24 protein-coding genes and 1 tRNA gene are annotated in these 23069 nt (G+C 67.0%); 11 read left to right on the plus strand and 14 right to left on the minus strand.

The window, feature by feature from the left end:
* The 3 genes from WD271_09835 to WD271_09845 all read right to left on the minus strand — a co-directional run.
* Positions 1-1064, minus strand: a 1064-nt coding sequence (locus WD271_09835; GenBank protein MEX1008127.1) for a hypothetical protein, incomplete at its 3' end; no start/stop codon positions are given.
* Between the two features lie 77 nt (positions 1065-1141).
* Positions 1142-3343 carry a heavy metal translocating P-type ATPase gene (locus WD271_09840; GenBank protein MEX1008128.1) on the minus strand — a complete coding sequence of 734 codons (2202 nt, stop codon included), beginning with the start codon at positions 3341-3343 and terminating at the stop codon, positions 1142-1144.
* Positions 3343-3825 carry a hypothetical protein gene (locus tag WD271_09845; GenBank protein ID MEX1008129.1) on the minus strand — a complete coding sequence of 161 codons (483 nt, stop codon included), beginning with the start codon at positions 3823-3825 and terminating at the stop codon, positions 3343-3345. Before WD271_09845 ends, WD271_09840 begins: the two co-directional genes overlap by 1 nt.
* A gap of 426 nt (positions 3826-4251) precedes the next feature.
* Between WD271_09845 and WD271_09850 the strand changes: the two genes are divergently transcribed.
* Together WD271_09850 and WD271_09855 are read left to right on the plus strand one after the other, a co-directional pair.
* Entirely contained in the window at positions 4252-4503 is a 252-nt protein-coding gene (locus tag WD271_09850; protein MEX1008130.1) for an SHOCT domain-containing protein, read from the plus strand.
* A gap of 39 nt (positions 4504-4542) precedes the next feature.
* The gene (locus WD271_09855) at positions 4543-4764 is read left to right on the plus strand and encodes an SHOCT domain-containing protein (protein ID MEX1008131.1); all 222 of its coding nucleotides are present in this window, start codon (positions 4543-4545) and stop codon (positions 4762-4764) included.
* 12 nt (positions 4765-4776) lie between these two features.
* On the opposite strand, the gene WD271_09860 is transcribed toward WD271_09855, so the two are convergent.
* Together WD271_09860 and WD271_09865 are read right to left on the minus strand one after the other, a co-directional pair.
* Positions 4777-5394: a YHS domain-containing protein gene (locus tag WD271_09860; GenBank protein ID MEX1008132.1), complete on the minus strand. Its 618-nt coding sequence runs from the start codon at positions 5392-5394 to the stop codon at positions 4777-4779.
* Positions 5395-5429: 35 nt separating this feature from the next.
* Positions 5430-6029, minus strand: coding sequence for a class I SAM-dependent methyltransferase (locus WD271_09865; protein ID MEX1008133.1), 600 nt, complete (start codon positions 6027-6029; stop codon positions 5430-5432).
* A 130-nt stretch (positions 6030-6159) separates the two neighbouring features.
* On the opposite strand from WD271_09865, the gene WD271_09870 reads away from it, so the two are divergent.
* From WD271_09870 to WD271_09885, 4 genes are all read left to right on the plus strand, one after another.
* A complete protein-coding gene (locus WD271_09870; protein MEX1008134.1) occupies positions 6160-6528 on the plus strand; it encodes a BlaI/MecI/CopY family transcriptional regulator in 369 nt (122 codons plus the stop codon).
* On the plus strand, positions 6525-7436 hold the full coding sequence (locus WD271_09875) for a M56 family metallopeptidase (protein MEX1008135.1): 912 nt from the start codon (positions 6525-6527) through the stop codon (positions 7434-7436). The genes WD271_09870 and WD271_09875 overlap by 4 nt, the downstream gene beginning before the upstream one ends.
* Before the next feature lie 252 nt (positions 7437-7688).
* On the plus strand, positions 7689-9257 hold the full coding sequence (locus tag WD271_09880) for a multicopper oxidase family protein (GenBank protein ID MEX1008136.1): 1569 nt from the start codon (positions 7689-7691) through the stop codon (positions 9255-9257).
* Positions 9258-9415: 158 nt separating this feature from the next.
* Entirely contained in the window at positions 9416-9880 is a 465-nt protein-coding gene (locus WD271_09885; protein ID MEX1008137.1) for a universal stress protein, read from the plus strand.
* Here WD271_09885 and WD271_09890 read toward each other — a convergent pair.
* A complete protein-coding gene (locus tag WD271_09890; protein MEX1008138.1) occupies positions 9842-10237 on the minus strand; it encodes a hypothetical protein in 396 nt (131 codons plus the stop codon). The genes WD271_09885 and WD271_09890 overlap by 39 nt on opposite strands.
* A complete protein-coding gene (locus WD271_09895) occupies positions 10234-10548 on the minus strand; it encodes a nucleotidyltransferase domain-containing protein (protein ID MEX1008139.1) in 315 nt (104 codons plus the stop codon). Before WD271_09895 ends, WD271_09890 begins: the two co-directional genes overlap by 4 nt.
* A 316-nt stretch (positions 10549-10864) precedes the next feature.
* Here WD271_09895 and WD271_09900 point away from each other — a divergent pair, with 316 nt between their 5' ends.
* From WD271_09900 to WD271_09915, 4 genes are all read left to right on the plus strand, one after another.
* Positions 10865-11173 carry a hypothetical protein gene (locus tag WD271_09900; protein MEX1008140.1) on the plus strand — a complete coding sequence of 103 codons (309 nt, stop codon included), beginning with the start codon at positions 10865-10867 and terminating at the stop codon, positions 11171-11173.
* Positions 11170-11409 carry a YlcI/YnfO family protein gene (locus WD271_09905; protein ID MEX1008141.1) on the plus strand — a complete coding sequence of 80 codons (240 nt, stop codon included), beginning with the start codon at positions 11170-11172 and terminating at the stop codon, positions 11407-11409. Before WD271_09900 ends, WD271_09905 begins: the two co-directional genes overlap by 4 nt.
* Before the next feature lie 122 nt (positions 11410-11531).
* The gene (locus tag WD271_09910; GenBank protein MEX1008142.1) at positions 11532-11930 is read left to right on the plus strand and encodes a hypothetical protein; all 399 of its coding nucleotides are present in this window, start codon (positions 11532-11534) and stop codon (positions 11928-11930) included.
* Positions 11931-11955: 25 nt separating this feature from the next.
* Complete coding sequence (locus WD271_09915) at positions 11956-12348, plus strand: helix-turn-helix domain-containing protein (GenBank protein MEX1008143.1); 393 nt, start codon at positions 11956-11958, stop codon at positions 12346-12348.
* A 702-nt stretch (positions 12349-13050) separates the two neighbouring features.
* On the opposite strand, the gene WD271_09920 is transcribed toward WD271_09915, so the two are convergent.
* From WD271_09920 to WD271_09940, 5 genes are all read right to left on the minus strand, one after another.
* Positions 13051-14412, minus strand: a complete 1362-nt coding sequence (locus tag WD271_09920) for a hypothetical protein (protein ID MEX1008144.1) — start codon at positions 14410-14412, stop codon at positions 13051-13053.
* Between the two features lie 699 nt (positions 14413-15111).
* Complete coding sequence (locus WD271_09925; GenBank protein ID MEX1008145.1) at positions 15112-15831, minus strand: DUF433 domain-containing protein; 720 nt, start codon at positions 15829-15831, stop codon at positions 15112-15114.
* A gap of 170 nt (positions 15832-16001) precedes the next feature.
* Positions 16002-16658, minus strand: coding sequence for an Arm DNA-binding domain-containing protein (locus WD271_09930; protein ID MEX1008146.1), 657 nt, complete (start codon positions 16656-16658; stop codon positions 16002-16004).
* A gap of 57 nt (positions 16659-16715) precedes the next feature.
* Positions 16716-16788 (minus strand) — tRNA-Arg (locus WD271_09935).
* 73 nt (positions 16789-16861) lie between these two features.
* A complete protein-coding gene (locus tag WD271_09940) occupies positions 16862-20158 on the minus strand; it encodes an ABC transporter transmembrane domain-containing protein (protein MEX1008147.1) in 3297 nt (1098 codons plus the stop codon).
* 114 nt (positions 20159-20272) lie between these two features.
* On the opposite strand from WD271_09940, the gene WD271_09945 reads away from it, so the two are divergent.
* Positions 20273-20521 (plus strand): hypothetical protein, encoded by a 249-nt coding sequence (locus tag WD271_09945; protein MEX1008148.1) that lies wholly within the window; start codon positions 20273-20275, stop codon positions 20519-20521.
* 16 nt (positions 20522-20537) lie between these two features.
* Here WD271_09945 and WD271_09950 read toward each other — a convergent pair whose 3' ends face one another.
* Together WD271_09950 and ltrA are read right to left on the minus strand one after the other, a co-directional pair.
* A complete protein-coding gene (locus WD271_09950) occupies positions 20538-21110 on the minus strand; it encodes an RNA polymerase sigma factor (protein MEX1008149.1) in 573 nt (190 codons plus the stop codon).
* 110 nt (positions 21111-21220) lie between these two features.
* Entirely contained in the window at positions 21221-22561 is a 1341-nt protein-coding gene (gene ltrA / locus WD271_09955; GenBank protein MEX1008150.1) for a group II intron reverse transcriptase/maturase, read from the minus strand.
* Positions 22562-23069: the final 508 nt, after the last annotated feature.

Raw genomic sequence — 23069 nt, forward strand, 5'->3', positions numbered from 1 at the left:
TGAACGATCTCGACGTCACCCTCACCGCGCTTGACGACCCCACCCGCCGACGCGGCCACCCGCATCCAGAACCGTCCCGAGGGATCAGCGCCCGCATCGGCGGGCGGGCGGTCGAGCGGCTCCAACAACGCGGGCACACTCAGTGCCTCCGTGTCGCATTCGGCTCGCAGCACGACGGCCGCGGGGCGCGCGAGGGAGGAGAAGCGCAAGCTTCGACGCAGCCCCGATGCCGTCGTGCACTCCTCTCGAAGCACGCCGGTACGCAGATCCAGGACGCGCCGCAGGACGCTTCCTCGCCCCAACTCCCCGGGGAGCCGGTGCCACACCGGACAAGCCAGCAACGCGGTCTCCGGGCCGTCGCCGTCGTAGAGCCCGGTGGTGAAGACCCACGGCGTCGCAGCCCGGTCGCTCGTGAGCGGACTCCCGCTCGTACCCAGTCGTCCGTCGGCGAGCGTGAGCAGGGCCTCGTCGACGCGCTCGTGCTCGGGGTCGAAGCCCTCCACGACGACCGTCCAAGCGGGATCCTCGTCGATCCCGGGCACGTCGCCCGCCCGGCGGCGAGCGAGCTGGTCGTCGAGAAGCGCGAGCATCCCGCCCGTGCGGTTCCCGACGAACGAAACGAACGTCTCGCGGGTCGCCTCGGCCGCGGGTGGGTCAGGTTTGGCGGCAGCGAGCGAGCCCGACTCGTCGCCCACGATGACCACGAGCCCCGAACCCACACCGCGGCGCGCGAAGACCCCGAGCAGAAGCCGCACCAAGTCCCACTCGTCGCGGAGCCCGCTCTCGGCGTGCTCCAAGAGCCGCGGCCCGTCGGGACCCACCATGAACACTTCGGCGCGCCGGTTCGACGCGAGCAGCAGACAGCCCGGATCGGTGCCGCTGGGACGCGCGCGCAGCCGAGAGTCGAGCTCATCGAGCGCACCCTCGCTCACCACGCCGATGGAGAAACCCGTCGAGCACAGCTCTTCGATCAGCGCCGGCAGACGCGCTATCTCGGCCTGCGGAGCGGGCGCGGCCATCGCGTCCCAGTCGAAGATCAACGCCTCGAACCGACGGTCCAGCACCCCTCCAGATGACATCCCCGACATCGCGACCATTCCCGAAGGCGGAATGTCGGGTCGAGGTGGGCAGGTCGAGCGATTCACGGAGTAGCGCCGCGGGCTGTAATCGTCTCGACCTTGAGTCCCTTGAGCGTCGCGGAGTTCGCGATGACCGACAGGCTCGACAGTGCCATGGCGGCGGCCGCGATGATCGGATTCAGGAGCCCCAACGCCGCGATCGGGATCGCCGCGCTGTTGTAGGCCAAGGCCCAGAAGAGGTTCTGGTGGATCTTCCGCATAGTGGCGCGGCTGAGGCGGATCGCGGTGGCCACGTCGCGCAAGTCGTCCTTGATGAGGACGATGCCGCCCGTCTCTTTGGCGACGTCGGAGCCCGAGCCGATCGCGATGCCGATGTCGGAGGTCGCCAGAGCCGGCGCGTCGTTGACGCCGTCGCCCACCATCGCGACGACCTCGCCGGCGTCGCGCAGGCGCTGGATCTCCGCCGCCTTGTCGCCCGGCAGCACATTGGCGACGACGCGCTCGATCCCGAGCGCACCGGCGACCGCCCTGGCCGTCCGCTCGTTGTCGCCGGTGAGCACGATGACGTCGACACCTTCCTGACGGAGCGCGGCGATGGCGTCGGGGGCTTCGTCCTTGAGCGTGTCGGCGACCGCGATCACGCCGCTCAGCGCGCCGTCGACCACGACGAGCATCGCGGTCTTGCCCATCGACTCCATCTCGACGAGGGTCGCTTCGACAGCGGCAGACGGTTCGATGCCCCGGCTCGAGAGCAGGCGGCGGTTGCCGACGAGCACTTCGCGATCCCCCACCGCCACGCGCACCCCGTAGCCCGTGATGGCCTCGAATCCTGTCGGATCGGGCACCGCGATCTGTCGCATCTGCGCGTCCTCGACGATGGCTTGGCCGAGTGGATGCTCGCTGAAGTGTTCGGCCGCTGCCGCGAGACTCAACAGTTCGGCGCGCTGCGCGTCGCTCGGTTCGCGCTCCGAGAACACCACGACATCGGTGACGGTCGGCTCGCCCCGCGTGAGGGTTCCCGTCTTGTCGAACACGACGGTGGTGAGCTTCAACGCGCGCTCCAAGTACTCGGCGCCGCGGATGAGGATGCCGGCTTCGGCACCCTTGCCGACGCCCACCATCAACGCCGCGGGCGTGGCGATGCCGAGCGCGCAGGGACAGGAGATGATCAGCACCGCGATGAACGCGAGCACCGCGGTTGGTACGTTCCCGATGACCAACCACGCGACCGCGGTGGCGAACGCAATACCGACCACCGCGGGGACGAAGTACGCGACGACCCGATCCGCGACGCGCTGGATCTGCGCGGTCGAGGTCTGGGCGTCTTCCACGAGCCGGATGATCTGGTTCAAGGCGGTCTCGGCGCCGACGCGCGTGGCCGAGCAGGTGAGCGACCCCATCTCGTTGAGCGTGCCCCCGATCACGTCGTCACCCGCGTGCTTCTCCACCGGAAGGCTCTCGCCGGTGAGCAGCTTCTCGTCGACCGCCGAGGAGCCCTCGATGACCTTCCCGTCGGTGGGAATCTTCTCCCCCGGTCGCACGACGAAACATTCCCCGACCGTCACGCTCTCGGCGGGCACCTCCATCTCCTGACCATCACGCACTACCCGTGCGGTCGCCGGTCGCAGATCCATCAGCTTGCGCACCGCGGCGGAACTCTTCTTCTTGAGGATGTCTTCCATGTAACGACCGAGCAGAACGAACGCGATGATGACGGCAGAGACCTCGAAGTAAACATCGCGTTCGCCGACCGCGACCGGCAACACATCGGGGAAGAACACCACCGTGAGGCTGTAGAAGTACGCGACCGACGTGCCGAGCGCGATGAGGAAGTCCATGTTGATGGTGCGGCGCGCGAGCGCCTGGTAGGCGCCCTTGTAGAACGTGAAACCGCCGATGAACTGCACCGGCGTCACCAGGATCATCATCCAGACACCCCAGGTGAACCACGGCAACCACGGGATCGGCACCCACGTGAGCGTCGTCGCACCGGCAGCCAGACCGAGGAACACCGCGGCGCGCAGGATCGCGAGCGCGACCACACCGGTGAGCGCGATCGTCACTCGGCGTTTGAGGCTCTTCAGCTCCTGCTCGGGAGCCTCGAAGGTGCGCTGGCACCCCGAGCTACAGAAGAAGTACGTGCGCCCGCCCACCTCGCTCTGCAACGCAGTCGCGCGATGTACCACCATCCCGCACACGGGATCCTTGGCCAGCTCCTCGCGCCGCTCCCGCGCGGAAGGAGCAGTGGTTTCGACGGTAGCCATCACCCGCCGCCCCGGTCGTCGCCCGCGTCTCCGCCGGATCGGCGCCGGGCCAAGGCAGCGACCTCCTCTTGCAGGTCACGGGATGCGCCTGCGAGCACGAAGGACAGCTTGTAGTCGTACAGGAACGTCGCCGCGCCGCCGGCACCCAGGAACGGCAAGAGATCGGCGACGTGGTGCGCGCAACACGCGACCATGCCCACCGCCGACGCACCGGCTCCTGCGCCACTCGCGGCTGCGGCATCCATCTCGCGGCGCCGTCGGCAGCGCAGTTCAGCGAGCAGCGCGACCTGCGTGCCGAAGCCGGCAATCACCAAGATCAGCAGGTACCAGTCGGCTTGCATCTGGTCGATGAGGTGCTGCCACGACCCCGACGCCCAGGCGACGACGACGACGTAAAACATGCCCAACGCCATGCCGCCCGCTGCACCGGCCAGGGCGCTGCTGCCGCTCACCGAAAGCCAGGAACGCCGCTCGCTCCCCATCACGATCTCTTCTCTGCGAGTCTTCCGCCATTGTGATCTCCGACAACCTGTCGTTGTAGGGACTATCGGCCCTTCTCGCGGTCCGCGAATAGCAAGACGCTGAGCGGGAAACCGGCAGCTGCGAACCTCCGACGCTGCTCGACGACAAGGAGGCGAACCCATGAGTGACACACTCGTGAAGCGGAGAGTGAACGTCAGTGGCCCAGAGCGTGTCGGCCGAGTGTTGCTCGGCGTGCTCCTCGGAGCGCATGATCCTGTGCTGCATTCCGATGGTGATCGAGATCGTGTTGGTGATCGCCAGCCGTGAGGGAGATTCACGCCTCTGCGCCGCGGGCCCAGACGTGTTCCGCGCCTGGGCCTTTCGGCCCTAGGCGACGTTTGCTACGACATGTTGTATGAGGACCACTCCAGGGAGGTCAGGCGATGATGGCAGCGACGCTGGCGACGGTCTGCGAGAACTGTGACGATCACATGGGTCGGGGCTGGTGGTGGGTGATGGGCATCGGATGGCTGGTGTTTCTCGCCCTGATCGTCGTCCTCGTCGTCGTGCTCGTGCGCCATTACGGCACGGCAAATCGGCCGGCGCGCTCCGCGCTCGACACACTCGCAGAACGTTTCGCGCGCGGCGAGCTCGACGAAGACGAATACCGGCGTCGCCGGGACGCGCTCCGCGGCTGAGCACGAGCAGACGAAAACACGAAGGAGAGTGAGCACGTGATGGGTGGAGATATGGGTGGCTGGTGGTTCATGGGCGGGGGAGGGCTGCTCCTTGCTCTCCTCGTCGTGGTGGTTGTCGCTCTCCTGATGCGCCAGCCGACCAGCAACGCCCGGCCTCGAGAGACGACCGGTTCCGCCGAGGACGTCCTCGCCGAGCGGTTCGCGCGCGGGGAGATCGACGAGAACGAATACCGGCGGCGTCTCGGCACGCTTCGTAACTGACTCTGGCTGCTTCTACAACACGTAGCGCTCCGGTGCGTCCGCGAACGCGCCGAGGCACTTCAACGAGCAGAACACGAACTCCCGCTCCTCCCAGCGGACGTGACCGATGACCTGATCCCCGCGGATCTGCATGCGGCACACGGGGTCGACAACCGTGGCCACCGGCGCGTCGCGGAGCTCGATCGCCCACAGCTCCACGTTCTGGGAGACGTTGCGCAACCGCCGGGCTCCCAACGCGATCGTCGCCATGCCGAGCCGTTGTGCCTCGCGCGCGACGTGCTCGGTGACCACCGCGGTCCCCTCCGTCGCCTGGGCCGCGACGCGGGCGGCGAGGTTGACTGCGGCGCCGACGAAGTCGTCGTTTCGCTCGACTGCAGGCCCATGGTGCAGACCGGCGCGCGGCGCGGGGAAGCGCGACTCACCGAGACAGGCATCGACGATGCGGCGAACGAGCACGAGGCCGCTACCCGGATCCGGACTCACGAGCATGACCGCGTCACCGATCGTCTTGACGAGCCGATCGTCTCCGCGCAGGGAAGCGACGGTCAGCTCGACGAAACGATCGATCAGATCGGCGGCCTCGTCGTCGCCATGCGCTTCGGTCAACGCAGTGAACCCGGCGAGATCCACGAAGGCGAAGGTGTGCCCTCCATCGGCTGAGCGGTTCACGACGTTGCGACCTGCTTCGTCAGACGGAACCGCACCGCGAAGCGAGCCAAGCCCGGCCGCACAGTGCTCTGTTCGAGCGGGAGCTCGCTGAGGACGGCGCCGAACGCCTCGATCGTCATCATCCGAAACGGCTGGCCCTCCGCTCGATGCAGCGCGCGCAGCGGCAGCGTCGAGAGCAGGTCGTAGCCGACCAGCACACCGCCCGGCCGAAGCACGCGCAGCGCCTCCGTGAGGGCACTTTCCCACTCGACAACGTGGTGGAGCATGATGAAGCTCAGCACCATGTCGAACGACTCGTCCGGAAACGGCAGGTCGATCGCGCTCGCCTGGCGCACGAGCGCGCGGTCGCCGAAGGACTCAAGCCGGACGCGAGCATCCGCGACCATCCTTTCGTCGACGTCAGTCGACGTCACGCGCGCGTCAGGGAACGCTTCGAGGATCTGCGCCGCCATCGCGCCGCTACCGCCGCCGATCTCCAGCACGTCGCCGCGCGGTTCGACTCCTTGGAGCGCCCACGGCAACACCAAGCGGACAGCGAACACGCGCCATGGCGCGCTCTGGCACACGGCTCGCTCCAACGTCGACATGCTCGGCATCTCGTCCTCCTGCGAGCAATCGGCGGGGACAGGCCGGGCAGCCGTCTCTTGCGACCGACTGTAGTAGCGGCGACCTCGGTACAGCGCCCGCGATTACCCTCCTCCAGAATCCGCCGAAAGCAAGGATGCGATGAAACGCCTTTCTCGAGGAGAGCTCGAAGCGCAGGTGATGGATGCGCTCTGGGACGCGAACGAGTGGATGACACCGAGGGACGTCCAGTCCGTCATCGCCACACCCCGCCGACAGCTCGCGTACACGACGGTCATGACGATCCTCGTGCGGTTGTGGAACAAGGGAATGCTGGAACGACGCGCCGCAGGACGAGCCTTCGAATACATGCCTGTCGCCACCCGCGACGAGTGGACGGCGAATCGCATGCACGAGCTGCTCGAGGCGTCGGGAGATCGACAGCTGACACTCCACCGCTTCGTCGACGCGATCAGCGCACGCGAGGCCACGCAACTGCGGCGTGTGCTCGACTCCCGCAAGCGGCGATGACCGCAGCCCTCGTCGTGCTCGCGGGTCTGGTACTCGTTGCCATCCCGGGCATCTGCGGGCCCCGGTTCCGCCTTGCCGGAGCCGAGTGGGCGAGGCTCGCCGCGGCATCCCTCGCGGCGGGGATCGCCGCGATCGAACTCGGTCTCGTGATGCTTGCGCTGCCGACGGTCCTTCGCGCGTTGCACGCAGCCGGCTTCGCGGCGATCTGCGAACGCGTGCTCGCACCACTCGCACCGGGCGGTGATCTGCTGGGTTGGGTCGCCGTCGGGCTGGCGAGCGTCGTCACGATCCGCGCCTTCCGAGCAGGGCGGTGTGCCCAGCGCGACGCGCACGCCGCGCGGGTCGAACCCTGGCTCGGGGTGCACGAACAGCGCGGAGAGTACGAGCTCGTCGTGCTGCCGACCGAGCAGCTGCTCGCGGTGAGCGTGCCCGCTACGCCACCACAGATCCTGGTGTCGGACGGACTCGTGTCGAGGCTCGAGGCCGAGGAGCTGGAGGCGGTGATCCGACACGAAGCAGCTCACCATCGGTTCCGCCACTGGCGGTACTCGCTGCTCGCGGTCACTCTCGAGCGAGCATTGCGCCCCCTCCCGCTCGTGGGCAGGAGCACCCAGGCGCTACGCACCGCGCTCGAAGCGTGGGCAGACGAAGGCGCGGCGGGGAGCCTGCCGCACGGCCGGGCACTCGTTCGGCGCGCGATCGTCACGGTTGCCGGCATGCCCGGTGCGCCGGGTGCGCTCGAGCGCGCGCGTCGTCTGGCGCATCCGACGAGCGCCCGCCCACTGTCACTGCGCGTCGTTGCCCACGGTCCGGTCCTGTTTCTCGCCGTCGGGCTGCTCGTCCTGCTGTCGAGCTGGGCCGTAGGCGTGCACCACGCGGTCGCGCTGGCCGGCTACTGCCCCGACTAGGACGGGTCAGGAACGCTCGCAGCGGGTCGTCGTCGAACCGCTGGTAGTCGGTGATCACGTGGGGCAATCCAGACCGCGGGCTCGAAATCGACCCGATCGTCATCGCGGCCGCCTCGAAGCGCTGCTCGACACGGCGCGCCGCAACGCCTGAGAGGCTCGTGAGATCGTTCCCATCGCGGCGTCCCGCTTCGGATGTGAACAACGACAACCCGTAGTATGGCGCCAGCGCAGTCCCTGGGAGGAGTTGATTCGATGCCCATTCACCCTGGCGACGACGTACCGGACGGAGCCGTCACGCGACGCAGGTTCGTGCAGTTGACCAGTGTCGCGGCGGCCGCGGTCGGCCTGGGCGCGTGGGTACGACCGTTCGATGACCTCGGCGCGGTCGGCCACCCGCGGCTGTCGCTTCCGGCGCAAGTCGCGGACGCGGGCGCGACCGTCCGCGAGTTCGCCTTGGTGGCATCGCCGCTCGAGCTCGACCTGGGCGGAACGACCGTCGCTACTTGGGGCTATGGCGATCGCGTGCCGGGTCCCGTCATCCGTCTCGCGGCAGGAGAGGTACTGCGCGTTCGCTTCGACAACAAGCTCCCCGAGTCATCGACGGTGCATTGGCACGGGATCGCGCTCCCGAACGCGATGGATGGGGTCCCCGACGTCACCCAGGCCGCGGTGGCGACGAATGCCACCTTCGTGTACGAGTTCACGGTCCCCGACCCCGGCACGTACTTCTTGCACTCCCATGTGGGAGTCCAGCTCGACCGCGGTCTCTACGCGCCGCTGATCGTCGACGACCCGGCTGATCCCGGCGCCTACGACGCCGAATGGATCGTCGTGCTCGACGACTGGACCGACGGCACCGGGCGGTCTCCCGACCAGGTACTCGCGAACCTCGAGTCCATGGGGAACATGGGCGGGGCAGGGGAAGGCCACGGGTCCGACATGGGTGGCATGCACGGGAGCGATAGCAGCGGCATGGGATCGATGTCGATGGCAGGTTCGAGCAAGCTGTTGCGCGGCGACGCGGGCGACGTGCGCTATCCGTACTACCTCGTCAACGGTCGGCGCCCGAAGTCGCCGGAGACGTTCTCTGCCAAGCCCGGGCAGCGGCTCCGACTCCGCATCATCAACGCGGGCTCCGACACTGCGTTTCGCGTCGCGGTCGGTGGCCATCGCCTCACCGTCACCCACACCGACGGGTTCCCGGTCACACCGACCGAAACCGATGCCGTCCTGCTGGGAATGGGCGAACGGGTGGATGCCCTCGTGCAGCTCGGCGATGGCGCATTCCCCCTGGTCGCAGCAGCAGAGGGCAAGGGCGCGCACGCGCTGGCCGTCATCCGCACCGGCGCAGGCGAAGCGCCCGGCCCGAAGGTGCATCCCAAGGAGCTCGACGGGCGAGTGCTGTTACCGTCGACGCTCGCGCCGAGCAGTGACTCTGCAGGAGTCACCGTCGATCCCGATCGCACGCATCGGCTGGTGCTGGCCGGCAACCACATGCGCTATCGCTGGACCATCAACGGCCGGACGTTCGAGAACGCGAAGGCCCTGCCCGTCAGCACCGGCGAGCGCGTGCGCCTCGTGTTCGACAACCGTTCGACGATGTTCCACCCGATGCATCTCCACGGTCACACGTTCCGAGTGATGTCGCGTCGCAACGGCAGCCTCGAGGCTGGAGCAAACAAGGACACCGTCATCGTCCGGCCCGACGAGCGCGTCACCGTCGACTTCGACGCCGACAACCCCGGAAAGTGGGTCGTGCACTGCCACAACGCGTACCACCAGGCCGCCGGGATGATGACGACGATCGCGTACCAGCCCTGAGGTTGCACGACCGTGCCGGTAGCGGATGATCGGATTCGGGCCCTTCGGCCCTAACGACGACGTCGTGTCGTAGCGAGACTCGCGCCATGAAGGCATCGAGGCCGGCGAGGTCTCCTCGAGGCGATGTTCGCGGTGACGGCCGCACAGGCGTGTGACGTGTGATCGCGCCGCACGCTCGCGAGCCCGAGCAGATCGCCGTGGGTATCGACGGCTCGCTTGCGTCGAGGGCGGCGGTGCGCTGGGCCATCGACCACGCGCTGGATCGAGACACCGTCACCCTGGTCCACGTCTGGCAAGCGTCGCCAACGCTGGTCGATGCGGGGATCGTCGACCCCGAAGACGACACCGCTCCCCGCAGCTTCGCCGGCCACGAACTCGCCCGGGCGAAAGCGCTGCCACACAGCGCCGGCGTGACGCTCAAGAGTGAGGTGCTGCACGGAGATCCTCGCGACTGCCTGTGCGAACTCAACACCGACCTCCTCGCGGTCGGCGCCCGAGGACAAGGTGGAGTGGCGGGTCTGCTTCTCGGCTCCGTCAGCTGCTTCCTCGCGCGACACGCTCACAGCCCGCTGGTCATCGTCCCATCACCCAGCCGCAAGCTCGATGAACCTCCCAACCGATGATGCGATGAGCGCCGCGCTCACAGGTGGTCGGACCGCCGGCCTTCTGGCGGCAGTGGCCTCGAGCCCGGCAAGTCGGAACGAGGCGGCGTAAGCGCGGTTGGCGGCGAGAATGTCCTGGAGCTCTTCGAGCTCCATGCCTCGGATCTCGCGCCAGGGAACCTCGCTGATCGCGTCGGTGGTCTCCTCGGCGAGCTTCGACGCGGCGTCGCGGATCCGAGCGATGACTGCCTCCGAAGCAAAGCGGAGCACCGGGTCCGCGTCGAACGCCGCACGGCCGTTGGACACGATCGCCGCGCCGACATCTCCTGCCTCACGGATGTCGTCGAGGAGCGCCGCGTCGGACCTGCGAGCGCTCACAGAGCAACGGCGTCGGCCAGGATGTGCGAATCCTGAGGCCGTAAGGCCGCAGTTTCGATGATGTCGACCGAGACTCCCAGGAGCTCCTCAAGATCCAACAGAAGGCCCGAGAGGTCAAGGAGCGAGCGGCCCGGCTCGAAGTCGACGAGAAGGTCGAGGTCACTTGACACGTCCGCCTCGTCGCGAGCGACCGATCCGAAGACACGAATGTTGTTCGCACCGCGCCGTTCCGCCAACGCGATGATCTCCCCGCGACGCGACCGCACCAGATCGACGAGGTCGGTTGTTGCCCTTCGACTCACGGACGCCATGCAACAATCGTAAACCGCGTGCGGCTCACGCTCGGCCGTCCTTCGAGCGGCGACAGCTCGGCACTCTCTGATCAGGGAGCCTCTCGGCGCGCTCGGAGGGAATCGAACCCCCAACCTTCTGATCCGTAGCCGCGGTCGGATCGTCCGGGCCATGCGACCCGGTCTCGGCTGTGTTGTCGAGAGCGACGCTACCAGCGACAACGCGCGTTCGCGTCCGACAAGTGCAGTTCCGTCACGGTGCGTGTGCCCGAAGTTGGTGAGCAGCTGGTTAGCACGAGGCCCTTCCGCGCGTATCTGTTTGTAATACAGTCTGTGGGTGCCGGACGAGCGGTTCGACCTGGACCAGCTCCACGACACCGACCCATTCGAGATCGACGACCAAGCGGCCCACCTGTTCAAACATGCAGAACGCGGCATCGACGACATCTACGAAATGTGGGAAACCGACCCACTCTTCTACCCGGCCATCCCACCGGCGCACTGGCTGATGGTCGCCGAGATCGGTGGCCACGTGCTCGTCGTGCCCCTTGCTCCATCAGACAGCGGCAACCGTGCCAAGTGCCGGCCGATTGGCTGCTACGAGGCTGCCAAGCACGTCGCAGACCAGTACCGGAGAGACCGATGACACCTCGCAAGAAGATGACCCGAAAAGAAGAGCACGAGTTCTACGCGCGGTCTGAGAACCAGACGCCCCAGGGACCCGCGCGGCGACGCAAAGGCGGTCTCACCGAGATCGTCCCAGTGCGATTTCCGCCCGACGTCCTCGACGAGGTGCGCCGCCGCGCCGACGACGACGACCGCTCGGTCTCCGGATGGATCCGCCGCGCCGTCGAAGACCAGCTACGCCGAACCGCCAGCTGACGAACGCGTCCTCTCGGCGACGCGGGGTCTTCGATCGAGAAGTAGAAGAGGTCGGTCCCAGCGCGTGTGCAACGCACCCAGACTGTATGGGCTCTGCCACATATGTGCTAGAGTGCATGCGTGTGGAGGTCCGCTACCACCCGCTGTTCCAGCGATGGCTCGAGGAGCCGGCCGAAGTCGACGAGGAGGTGTTCGGAGAGGTCATGGCGCTGCTCACCGCGCTCGAACTGCACGGACGTGCGCTCGAAGACGAGGTGCACGAGGAGTCCCACGCGATCGTCACCGCCCGCTACGACCTGCGCGCCCTCCGGAGAACACCCCCGACCAACACGACGCCGTATGCGACCGACCCGCCGGTGCTGCGGATCATCTACGGCTACTGCCGCACCGGAGCCGGCGACGACGTGACCGTCGTCCTCATCGGCGGCGACAAGACGACTCTTGGCAACGTTCGGTACCCGCGCCACATCGCCGAAGCACAGGCCCGACTCGATCAGTACTGCCGCCAGTACCGGCGCTGACACCGATTACGAAGCGAGGTAACCGATGACACAACGCAGGATCCCCGCGGACCATGCCAAGGCAGCCGACACGAAGCTCGGGCCCAGGGACTGGAAGCGAGCCGAACGTGCTCCCGAACGGTTCAAGGAGCTGCTCGACGTCAAGCCACGCGCCAAGGCTCGCTACGACGCGGTACTCGAAGAGATCAACGCACGACAGGCAACACTGCGCCGACTGCGAGAAGCGCGCGCGCTGACACAAACGACCGTGGCTGAGCTGCTGGAGATGGACCAGTCAGAGGTGTCGCGACTCGAGTACCGCAGCGACATGCTGCTCTCGACTCTCAAGCGGTTCGTACAAGCCACCGGCGGCGAACTCCACATGGTCGTCCAGTATCCCGACAGTGCACCGATCGAACTCCTCGTCGGAGACGACTAGATCCCGCGACCGCTTCGGAGTGCTGTGCGGCCGACGTTCTGTACCCGCGAACGTGCTTGTGCCTGGAGCACCGTGCGGGCACTCCGTGTGCCGTCAAGCCGAGGGAAGCGCGCGCGGGCTCACCGTGGGCGTGCTCGGTGCCCTCCACTACACGCGTTCTCGCGGGAGGCCGGCCTCATCGACGTCGAGCCGGTTCGGCGGGGCACCGTCTGGCGCCCGCAGCACCTGTCGCGGCGAAGTCGCTGGTCCCGCGGACGCGCATCGGGCATTCGGTGTCATCGAGCATTCGTGTGGACCTTTTGGCCTTCAATCCCTCCAGGGACGATTGAAGGCCAAAAGAACGCGCGCGAACGCGACGAGTGTCCTACAGACCCGGCGTGAGCAACCGTGAGCAAGCGCACCAGGAAGGCAACGGGCGGTCAACCCAACATGGGCCGTGACCAGCACCTTCTGCAGCGCGCTCGGAGGGAATCGAACCCCCAACCTTCTGATCCGTAGCCGCGGTCGGATCGCCCGGGCCATGCGACCCGGTCTCGGCTGTGTTGTCGACAGCGACGCTACCAGCGACAACGCGCGTTCGCGTTCGACAAGTGCAGTTGCGTCGCGGCGCGTGTGCCCGAAGTTGGTTAGCAGCTGGTTAGCACGATCAGCGTTCCGCCACAGAGACTCGCCGTGTGCCATCGGCACCCGAGGGGTTGACGGTCAGAACCAGACGACTCCGTCAACATCCGGCTCGCACTCATCAAGCGGGGGGAAGCCCCGTCCTACAGCCTTGACGTCTTCCATTAAATGAATGTCCGCGTACTCGAGATTCGAAGTGTTGCCGAGCTCGTCGTAGAGGTTCCAGCGTCGCGCGAACAGAATCCCGGGTCGGTCCGCCGCGCGAAATGTTGACACCACCTGCGTATCGGGGAACCGGCCACGCAGCTCGATCCGCTCGAACTCCACGCCCTCGAGGAACGGTTGCGTCTTGCCGCTCTGGTCGCGCCAACCGCCGAGCAAGCTCGCCCGCATTCCCTCAAGCTCCTGCTGTTCGAACTGGTCGAGGTCGACACCTGTGGGCGGCACGGGAGCTGGCGCGTTCTCTGCGAGGTCGCAAACGATGGTGAGCACGCTGGTTGTTCCGTCGCGCGCATCCAGCCACACGAGTGCGCCCTGATCGCTCCTGGACATAAACCAGGTCTGACCTTCACTCACGACAACGTCACCTGACGTCTCGACCAAGTGGGGTAGCTCGATTCTCAGCGGCGGAGTTTCCGGCCGACCGAGGTCGAAACACAGCGCCTCGCTTTTGGTCGTTCTGCCTCCGAACCGTGACGCAAAATCGCTACGGACCACAACGCCGATGTTGTCGACGACAGCATCGGGGTCGATCGCTACAACGGACGCGGTGAGACGCCCCGTCTCAACATCCAGCTCATGAAGTGCCACGGGCCCGGACCCGAAGATCGTCGACGCTTCGACGGCGGAGGGCCTTGGTTCGAGACCGAAACCGGCAAGCCAGGACCGAGAGCCGTCGACGAACAGAGCGCCATTGGTGCTGGGAAGGTGAGCGAGTACGACAACCTCTCCACCTCGATCGCAGCGCGCCACGACTCCCGGGTAGCTATATCCAACACTCCCCCTGCCGTGCGGAGTCTTGACGAGTGGATCTTTAGGACGCCGAAGGATCACGAGAAAGTCCTCGCCGGCGAGAGCAACGAGCTCGAGTACGTCGCCGCCGAGGTCGATTCTGTCCGCGACGCCGGCTTGGATACGCCACACCGGTCGCGCAACCTCGTCATCGATGTCGTCCTCATCATCGACATCAAGATCGAGATCAAGATCGAGATCAAGGTCGACATCAATGTCGTCGTCAGGTCGAACCGGTCGTACCCAGGAAGGGAGCTCGAGAATGACGGGGGCCGCCCAGATGATCGGGCGACGCGCGGGCTCATGCTCCACCGCCGACCGCGCGGCGTCATCGCCGCCGTGCTCCTGCCAGTCAGCATCGGCAACGACCCAAACCGCATCACCAACAACGGTGATTGGCCCTGGCGTTTCGTCCAGCGCGATCAGCGACACGGCGCCCGAGCGCGTGTTGACTCGAACCATGCCGCCAGAACTCGGGGCACTCACCCACAGATCCTCGCCATGGCAACAAAGCGCGGTCGTCGCCTCTCGATCGCGGTGACTCGGCGACACGGTCCACCAGATAAGCCGTTCGAGCTCGCCGCTCTTCCTGTCGACCTGCGCTACCACCGGGAACACTGCGTCCGAAGCGAAGATCCACCGGTCGTCGACAGCAATCTGGGCGACACGGAAAGGACGGATCGCGACCACCGGCCTTTGCTACGGCAGGTCGAGGCGCCGGAACGACGTCCTCGTTGCGGAGTACACGCTTGGGCCATCGGCGGTCACGAGGCGCTCAATGTTGTCCCATTGCGCGGTGACAATGCGTAACTCGTTCCACGTCGTGGGGTCTTGCCGCGTGTCCACCACTACAACGCGCAGCGCGCTCAAGCGGACTGCGGCAATCTCTATGCGCTTCCGCGCTATCCGAGAGTCGCGCGAGATGACGACCCACCCGAGCGCACCGACCCGGGGAATCCAGATCGGGTCCCTTATCGCGGGACTCGTGATAGTGCAGGGTGGCCGCCCACGCCGGAGATCACCGGGATCGCCTGGGTATGTGACGTCATAGCGGGCCGCGACAAGGCTCTTGCCGAGTGCGAGCAGATCGGCGTCGACATAGAAGCGAATCGCTGGCACCGCACGCGCCGATCACGCCGCAGTGAGCAAGAGCGGCCAATCGGTTTCTTCGTAGTTCAGGGCAGCGACGACTTGCGCGATCGTCAACCCGTAGTCGTCGGCGAGAGCCTCGACGGGTTCGCCTGCCTTGGACTTGATCGCGAGGACTGCCGTGCTGATGCCGGCGACGCTGGGCATCCCGAACCGCACGTATGGGTCGATGACGATTGGGGCGTCCTTCCCCGCAGGTCGGAGTCGAGCTGCCTCCCCCGTCGGATCGTCGGGCGGCTCGAACTCGACGCGTGCGAGGAATCGTTCGGCGATACCCGCGAGAACTCCCTGTCCGGTGGTCGGTTCGATGAGACCGGGTCGAAGCTCGAGCTCGAGGCCCGTCCGCTCTCCCGCTTCGAGGAGCAGCCGTCGGCCGGGGCCGACCCATGGCCGTGCCGTCGCAAGCGGGTACGGAGCCCCCAGCTCCTCCCGAAGCAGCGTGATGAAGTCGCGAAGCCTCCAGAGCCTGACTCTCAGTCCCTTGCGATAGCCCGCTAGATAGCCGGCTTCGACGAGCTCGCCCCACGTGACGACATTCGAGCCCGTTGGCTCGGGCCGAAGAACCGGGGCGTAGAGGCGCCCACCACGCTCCCCACCCTCAAGCCACCATCTGAGAGTGGAATCGGGGATACGCAGCACCTCGGCGGCGACAGAGACTTCATAGAGGTCGACGCCGAGCACGGAGGGCGACGGGGAGTCCACGACATTGATGCTAGGCAGGGGCTGAGACACCAAGCGGTGATGTTCCGGCAGACGGCCCCCTACGGGTGCCCGCCGAGGCAGCTCATTCGCGTCTCGATGTCTCGTCCGTCGCCGATCGACACGACGTCTCTACCAGTGAGCCACAACCCCGGTCGCGCGTACCCAGGCGATCAATGAGCTCTACAGACGTCGGGTGCCCAGACGTGCATCTCGGTATCGGCCGCACGTGGAGCTATCACGGCGTCGCACGGGTTGCGGTCGATCAACTCCCAGCGCAGCGCGTCTTGCAACGCGCGACGCAACAGACGGTGGCAGTAGCGCACGGTGGTGGACGAGAGCGGGCCGGCTCGAAATCGCCGTGGCTTCTGGAGCAACAGCGTCTGCCAGTTCCTGATCCGCTCGGGCGTGAGCTCACACAGTCGAACCTCACCCAAGTGGGGGAGCACATGATCTCGCACGCACCGCTCGTACGAGTCGGAGGTCGTCGCTCGGCGCGTGGGCGCGGATTGCACCAGCCAGTCCTCGAGGAACTCGGCGACGGTCAGCCCGGCCACCTCCGCGGTTCCTTGCGCGTCGTCCTCGACGTCGACCAGAAACCGCCGCTCGGCCGCGACCGCATCCCACTTGGTGCGGTACCCGCCGCGCCATACCTGCCGGCGCGCGCCATCACGCTCACGAAACCATACCGCGAAGGACCAACTCTGGCCTCGTCGCATCACCGTCATCGCGTCCTCCTCGGGCACGAAAAGCGCGCCGAGAACCGGGAACGCGACAGCGACGAATCGAAAGTTGGTCAGCAGGAAACCCTCGTGGAGCCCGCCGTGCACCGTCTCGCGAGAGTCAGCTCAGAGCAGAAACCCCGTCTGACCAGGGACGATGTGCAGCGCGCTCGGAGGGAATCGAACCCCCAACCTTCTGATCCGTAGTCAGATGCTCTATCCGTTGAGCTACGAGCGCAGTGGCTGTTGCACTTCCCCCGGATGCGGGCATTGCAGTGTAGACGTGCCGGTACGGTCTCGCAGCGAGGATCTCAGCTCACGCGCGGGAACGTGCCCGACGTACGCCGGATCTCCGCGGCGTCGGGAGTGATCGGCGCGGCCACACCACCTGTGCCCGCTGCCGGCGCGGCCACGCGCGGGCGTGCCATCGTCATCCGCGACAGTCGTTGCCCACCCACGGGTGCCGCGACAGGCGCGCGGGCGCCCTCGATCACGGCGGCGACCGACGGATACGACGCAGCAAGGCCCGCAATGGTTGCGTCGTCGAGCACCAGGAGCCGCACGCGCTCGAGCGCGAGCAACTCCGAACCGCGCCGCTCCCCGAGGAGCGCACCGATCCCGAAGCAATCGCCGGGTCCGAGCTCGACGACTGGTTCGAGCTCGCCGTCCAGGCCGGGCACCCGCACCTGCGCGCGACCGCTGCGTACGATCGAGAGTCGTCCTCCCCCTTCACCAAGCGTCTCCCCTGCCGCGAGGTCGGATACCGCCAGGCGCGTCGCGACATCGGCGAGTGCGTCGTGTCCGAGCGCCTCGAACAACGGAATCGGCGCGAGCGCAGCGACAGCGTCGAAGGGCGCCTCGGCGGGGACGTGCCCGCCGGTCTGCTCTGCCCAGAGCATTGCGTAGTGCCCACCGAGTGCGACCAGCTCGTCGTGCGTGCCTTGCTCGGCGATATGACCCTGCACGACCACGAAGACGCGGTCGTAGTCGACGACCGACGTGAGCCGGTGGGTGACGGAGATGGTGGTGCGTCCGTGCGACACGCGGTCCAGGGTCGCGGCGATGAGACGCTCCGTGCGGGGGTCGAGCGCGGAGGTGGCTTCGTCGAGCAACAGCACCGCGGGGTCGCGCAGCAGTGCGCGCGCGATGGAGAGCCGTTGGCGCTGGCCACCGGAAAGGAGGCCACCGCGCTCACCGACGAGTGTGTCGAATCCACGAGGCAAGGTCGACACGAAGTCGGACAGTTCAGCCGCGCGTGCGGCCTCCTCGACTTCGTCGTCGGTGGCATCGAGCTTCCCGAGCCGGATGTTCTCTCGCACGGTCGCGTCGTAGAGGAACGTGTCCTGGAACACCACGCCGAGCTGACCGCGCAGCGATTCGAGCGTCGCGGTGCGGATGTCGCGGCCGTCGAAACGCACGGCGCCGTCGTCGGGGTCGTAGAAGCGCATGATGAGCTGCATGATCGAGCTCTTGCCCGCACCCGACGGCCCGACGAACGCGACCCGCCTTCCCGCAGGGATCGCGCAATCGACGTCGTCGAGCACGCGCCGCTCACCGGTGTACGAGAAGCCCACATGGTCGAGGCGCAACTCGGTCGAGAGCGGCGGGAGGGGCGTCGTGTCAGGTGTGTCGGCGATCTCGGGGAGCTCGTCCATCACCTCGTTGACCCGGTAGAGCGCACCGGTGGAGGCCTGGAGCTGTTGACCGATCCCCGTCAACGACGCCACCGGGCTGAGCACCTCGCCCATCACTCCCATGAAGGCGACGAGACCACCGATGGTGAGGTCGCCGTCGAGGATCAGCTTGGCGCCGAGGCCGAGCACGAAGAGCCGAAGGAACGTGACGATCATGTTCACGGAAAGGCCGAAGAGCCCGCCGAAGAGCTGGAGGCGCACTTGGTTGCGGAAGAGACGGTCGGACGCGCGGCCGAACCGCAGCATCTCGCGCGCCTGCAAGCCGAACGCCTTGACGACCGGCTGCGCCTGGTAGTTCTCGGCGGTGACGTTCAGCACCACGCCCGTCTGCTCCTGCACCGCGATACTGCGCTTCAGCGCGCCGTTCGACATCACGCGGTAGACGATCGCGATGAGCGGCGCGCCGAGGATCACGATCCCGCCGAGCAACGGGTCGAGCGTGAGCAGGATCACCGCCGACACGATCAGGCTCAAGATCTGGAAGAGGCCTTCGCGCAACACCTGTGAGAGGCCGGCCTCGAGCGTGTGGACGTCGGAAAAGAACCGCGACAACACGTCGCCCTGTTCGTGTCGATGGAACCAGCGCGCGGACAGGTCCTGCAACCGCTCGAACATCTGGCCACGGATCTGCTGCACCACCGCGCTGCTCACGTATGCGGCGAGGTAGCTCCGACGCAGCCCGGCGAGCAACGACACGACGAACGCGGCGCCCAGGATCGCAAGGAGCGTGAGCACCTCGGAGAACTCGCCACTTGGGATCGCGGTGTCGATGAGGCTGCGGAACGCGAACGGAAACGCCACGGTGAACGCGAGCGACAGGAGCATGTAGAAGAACATCTCCAGCTCGCGCCACTTGTGCGGCCGGATGTAGGTGATCGCCATGCGCAAGAACTCGCGTGGCTTGGCCTCGGGTGGTCCCGAGTAGAGCTTGCGTTCCCACGCCCGTTGCAGATTCGCAAGCCCGGTGCCGAACGCATCGGTATACGCAACGTCGAGCCCGCCGGGTGTGGCGGTGGTGAGCACGCGCACGACCGCGTCGTCGTTCTCGCGGTCGACGAGATACCGCACGAAGGAGAGCGCCAGGGCCGAGCTCACCTCACCGTCGGCCGCGTGGAGCTGCTCGGGGTCCATCGCCCGCAACGCCGGGTCGGGGTCGGGAGTGCCGGCCACGTGCAGGCCGTACCCCTCGAGCAGGTCGCCGAGCTCCGCCCCTGCCGGGAGCCGGCCGCCGAGCAGCAGAGCAAGCGGGCGCTCGAGCGGCTCCGGTGGCGACTCCGGGGTCACGACCATCCAGATCTCACCGCGCACCGCGTCGACAACGGTGCTGTCGGTGACGATCCGACCCGGGGCGTCGGGGTCGGGATAGGGGTCGACCAGACAGATCTGCGGGACGGTCGCGGGCGCGTCGAACGACGAGAGGCGACGCCGCGCCCGTGGAAACGAGGCAGCCACCCCCTCCGCCGCGGCCGCGCCCGCGGTGCCCGCTCGGTACCGCACGACGCAGCCGTCGCCCGTGATCGCCTCGAGCGCGCGCAGTTCGCCGCGCGGCTCTGCCACCGCGGCCGGCGGTACCGGCGCGGGTTGGGGGGGCTCCGGCTGGGACTCGAGCTCGGACTCGAGCTCGACGGGAGCGAGCACCTCGATCTCGGTGTCGCCGATGCGTACGACCGCGCCGACTCCGACCGGCTGCGGGTGGACAAGCCTCACGTCCCCGAGAAATGTCCCGTTGGCGCTCCCGAGATCGGTGGCGACCACGCCACCGTCGCGCGTGGTCAACGAAAGGTGCCGTCGGGAGACTTTCGTGTCAGTGAGGATGACCCCGTCGCACTCGCGCCCGATCTCGATGCTTTCGGCGACCGTGACCCGCACGGCCCGCTTGCCGGGCTCGCGGATCTCGACGACCGGATCGGCCATGTTGCCCCCTTCTCGTCACCGGATCGAGGCGGAACCACGGATGACGGCGCGCGGCGGACGGTAACACGGAGCATCGGGTGGATCGGCCTGTAACCGAGACTCGGCTTCCACGTCATGGCAACGATGGACGCCGATGCCGCCGACCGCCTCCTCGCCAAACTCCGCCGCTTCGCCGAAGAGGATCTCGATACCGAAGAGCGCGCGTTGCTGGCCCGTCTGCTCGCTCCCGGCGTGGCACTCGCGTTCGAGGAGTCGGAAGTCGACGGCTTCCAGATGGTCGAGTGGCCGGAGGACGATCTCGGGAGCGCCCTCGCCGACGCGTTGCGACGATCCAATCTCAGAGTCGAGGGACTCCACGATTGATCCGGCTCGGCGATCGCTACTCGACGACCGACGCACGCTCTCGGACGCGCGCCTCGAGCTCCAGCGCCGCCTGAAGGCGGCGCCGGGCCCGGTGGACGGCAACCTTCGCGGCGCCGGGCGAGATCCCGAGGGCGGCCCCAACCTCGGAGGGGCTGAAGCCGAGCTCGCTCACCAACGCGACCGCGGTGGCGTCGCGTCGGGACAGGCCGGCGACGCAGCCCCGCACTGTCCGCACCGCGTCGCGCAGCGCGGCGAGCTCCTCCGGCCCGACTTCCGCTGACGCCAGGTCGCCCGCGATGTCGAGATCGGTGATCACGCGTCGGTGCTGCCGCCGTTCGTCGACCGCGGCATTGCGCGCGATCGCGAGAACCCAGGATCGAAAATGGTCGGGTTCGCGGAGAGTATCGAGTTGCTCGAGGGCGCGCAGGAAGGTTTCCTGCACGACGTCGGCGACCGTCTCGGGCCCGTGGATATTGGCACGCACGGCAACCGCAACTCCCGGAGCGTGCGCGCGGTACAACTCGGCGAACGCCGCGGTGTCGCCGGCGCGCACCTTCTCGACGAACTCGGCGTCCCGCCCGCCTGTCACTGGTAGTCAGGGGCGCGGTGTCCGCGGTGCGGGCCCGGTTCCCCATCCCCCTTTCAAACCGTGCGTGCGGTTTTCCCGCACACGGCTTTCCGACGGTCTTCTTGACATGGTTACGCTGCCTTCGGGTATCGGATAGTGCCCATGAGCTGGTGCAGGCCCTGGTCCCGGAACCAGGCAGGCGTCCAACGTTCGACCTGACCGGCGCGTAGGTTGCGGCCCCGCTTCTTGATGAGCAAGCGTTTGAGCCGCCACGCGACGTGCCGGTCCATCTGGACGAACTTGTTGGCCGCGTTGCCGGTGCGGAAGTAGTTACCCCACCCCCGCAAGAACCGGTTGAGGTCACTGATCGCGTCCCCCAACTCGGTTCCGGTGTGGTTCCGGCCGGTGAGTTCCTTGACTCGTCGGCGTGCCCGTTTCATGGACCGTTGTGACGGCCACCGGTGCAGGTAGTAACGGCGGATGCCGTGTTGTTCCCACAACCGACCCGACATGCGGGCATGAAAATGGCAGCCGAGAAAGTCGAAGCCCTCCTTGCCTTCTCGGAGGTCGACCACACGGGTCTTGTCCGAGTGCAGTTCCAAACCGAGCTCACCCAACAGCTTCTGTGCTGTGCGGTACGCATGTTCGGCTTGACTGCGAGTCGTGCACAACACGACGAAGTCGTCTGCGTAGCGGACAACTTCACCGGTGCCGTACTCGGCCCAGGCCCGGTCGAACGCGTGCAAGAAAATGTTGGCCAGTAGCGGAGAGATCACACCGCCTTGGGGTGTGCCCGTGACCGTCTCGGAAACCACCCCATCGACCAACACACCTGCGCGCAGCCATTGGCGGACCAGCTTGAGTAGCCGCCGATCCGACACGCGCCGTTCGATCATGCCCATCAATCGGTCATGGTCGATAGACCCGAAGAAGTCCGAGATGTCGGCCTCGAAGACAAAGACTCGTCCTCGCGGGAACGCCACCCGGATCACCTCCAACGCGTCGGTCGCCGAACGCTTCGGGCGGAACCCGTAACTCGCAGGCATGAAGTCGGCCTCGAAGATCGGCTCGAGGACCATCTTGGCTGCCTGCTGGCACACCCGGTCGCGCACGGTCGGGATACCCAACGGCCGGCTCCGACCATCAGGCTTGGGGATCTCCACCCGGCGCAACAACGCCGGACGGTAGATGCCTGCACGAAGATCACGGGCTAACTCGTCGAGCATCCGCTCGACCCCGTAATCCTCCACCGCCGCCAACGTCACACGATCAACCCCAGCGGCGCCACGATTCGCTCGGACTCGTCTCCACGCCTCCCACAAGACGTCACTCCTATAGATCCGGTCATACAGAGCATGGAAACGCCGACCCGAAGACTGCTTGGCCGCAGCCCATAGCCGATTCTGAAGTCGTCGCACGTTGACGTCAGGTCGAGACCCGACGGGGTAGTTGGACCGGGCGGTCCCGGCCATGCCCTTGCGCTTACCTTCATCACCGACGTGACCGAAGTCGGGGTCCTTCCCTCCCGCCGCGTTGTGTTGCACGGCGATCACAGGTACTACGACCCCGTCGGACTCCCGCTGCACTCCGTTCGATTTCACCATCGGCTTATACGAACGGTCTTTGCTGACAAGGCTGCACAGACGGGTCTCTCCTGTTCCGAACCAGGCCTTGCGCGCGTGCCACTCCCCATACCCCGGGAGGACCCGACGAGGGCATGTCCGGAACGCCAATCGTCGAATGTCGCCTTCGCCGTGACGTGAGCAGCTCGGCTCCCCCGTTGTCAATCTGACGAGGCTGCAGGATTCGCGTAACGCTGCGGCCCGCGCGCTTGCTCCCTCCAAAGAGGCTCTCGACACCCCGCTCAGCACGCCACGTCTCCGCGACGAACCGGGGCCTGCTACCGGGCTCTCCGGCGATTACCCGGGCGGGACTCACACCCGCTGGTCTGGTCCAGCTTTCAGGACGCACCACGAGCGG

Source organism: Acidimicrobiia bacterium, from assembly GCA_040880805.1.
Classification (GTDB): domain Bacteria; phylum Actinomycetota; class Acidimicrobiia; order IMCC26256; family DASPTH01; genus DASPTH01.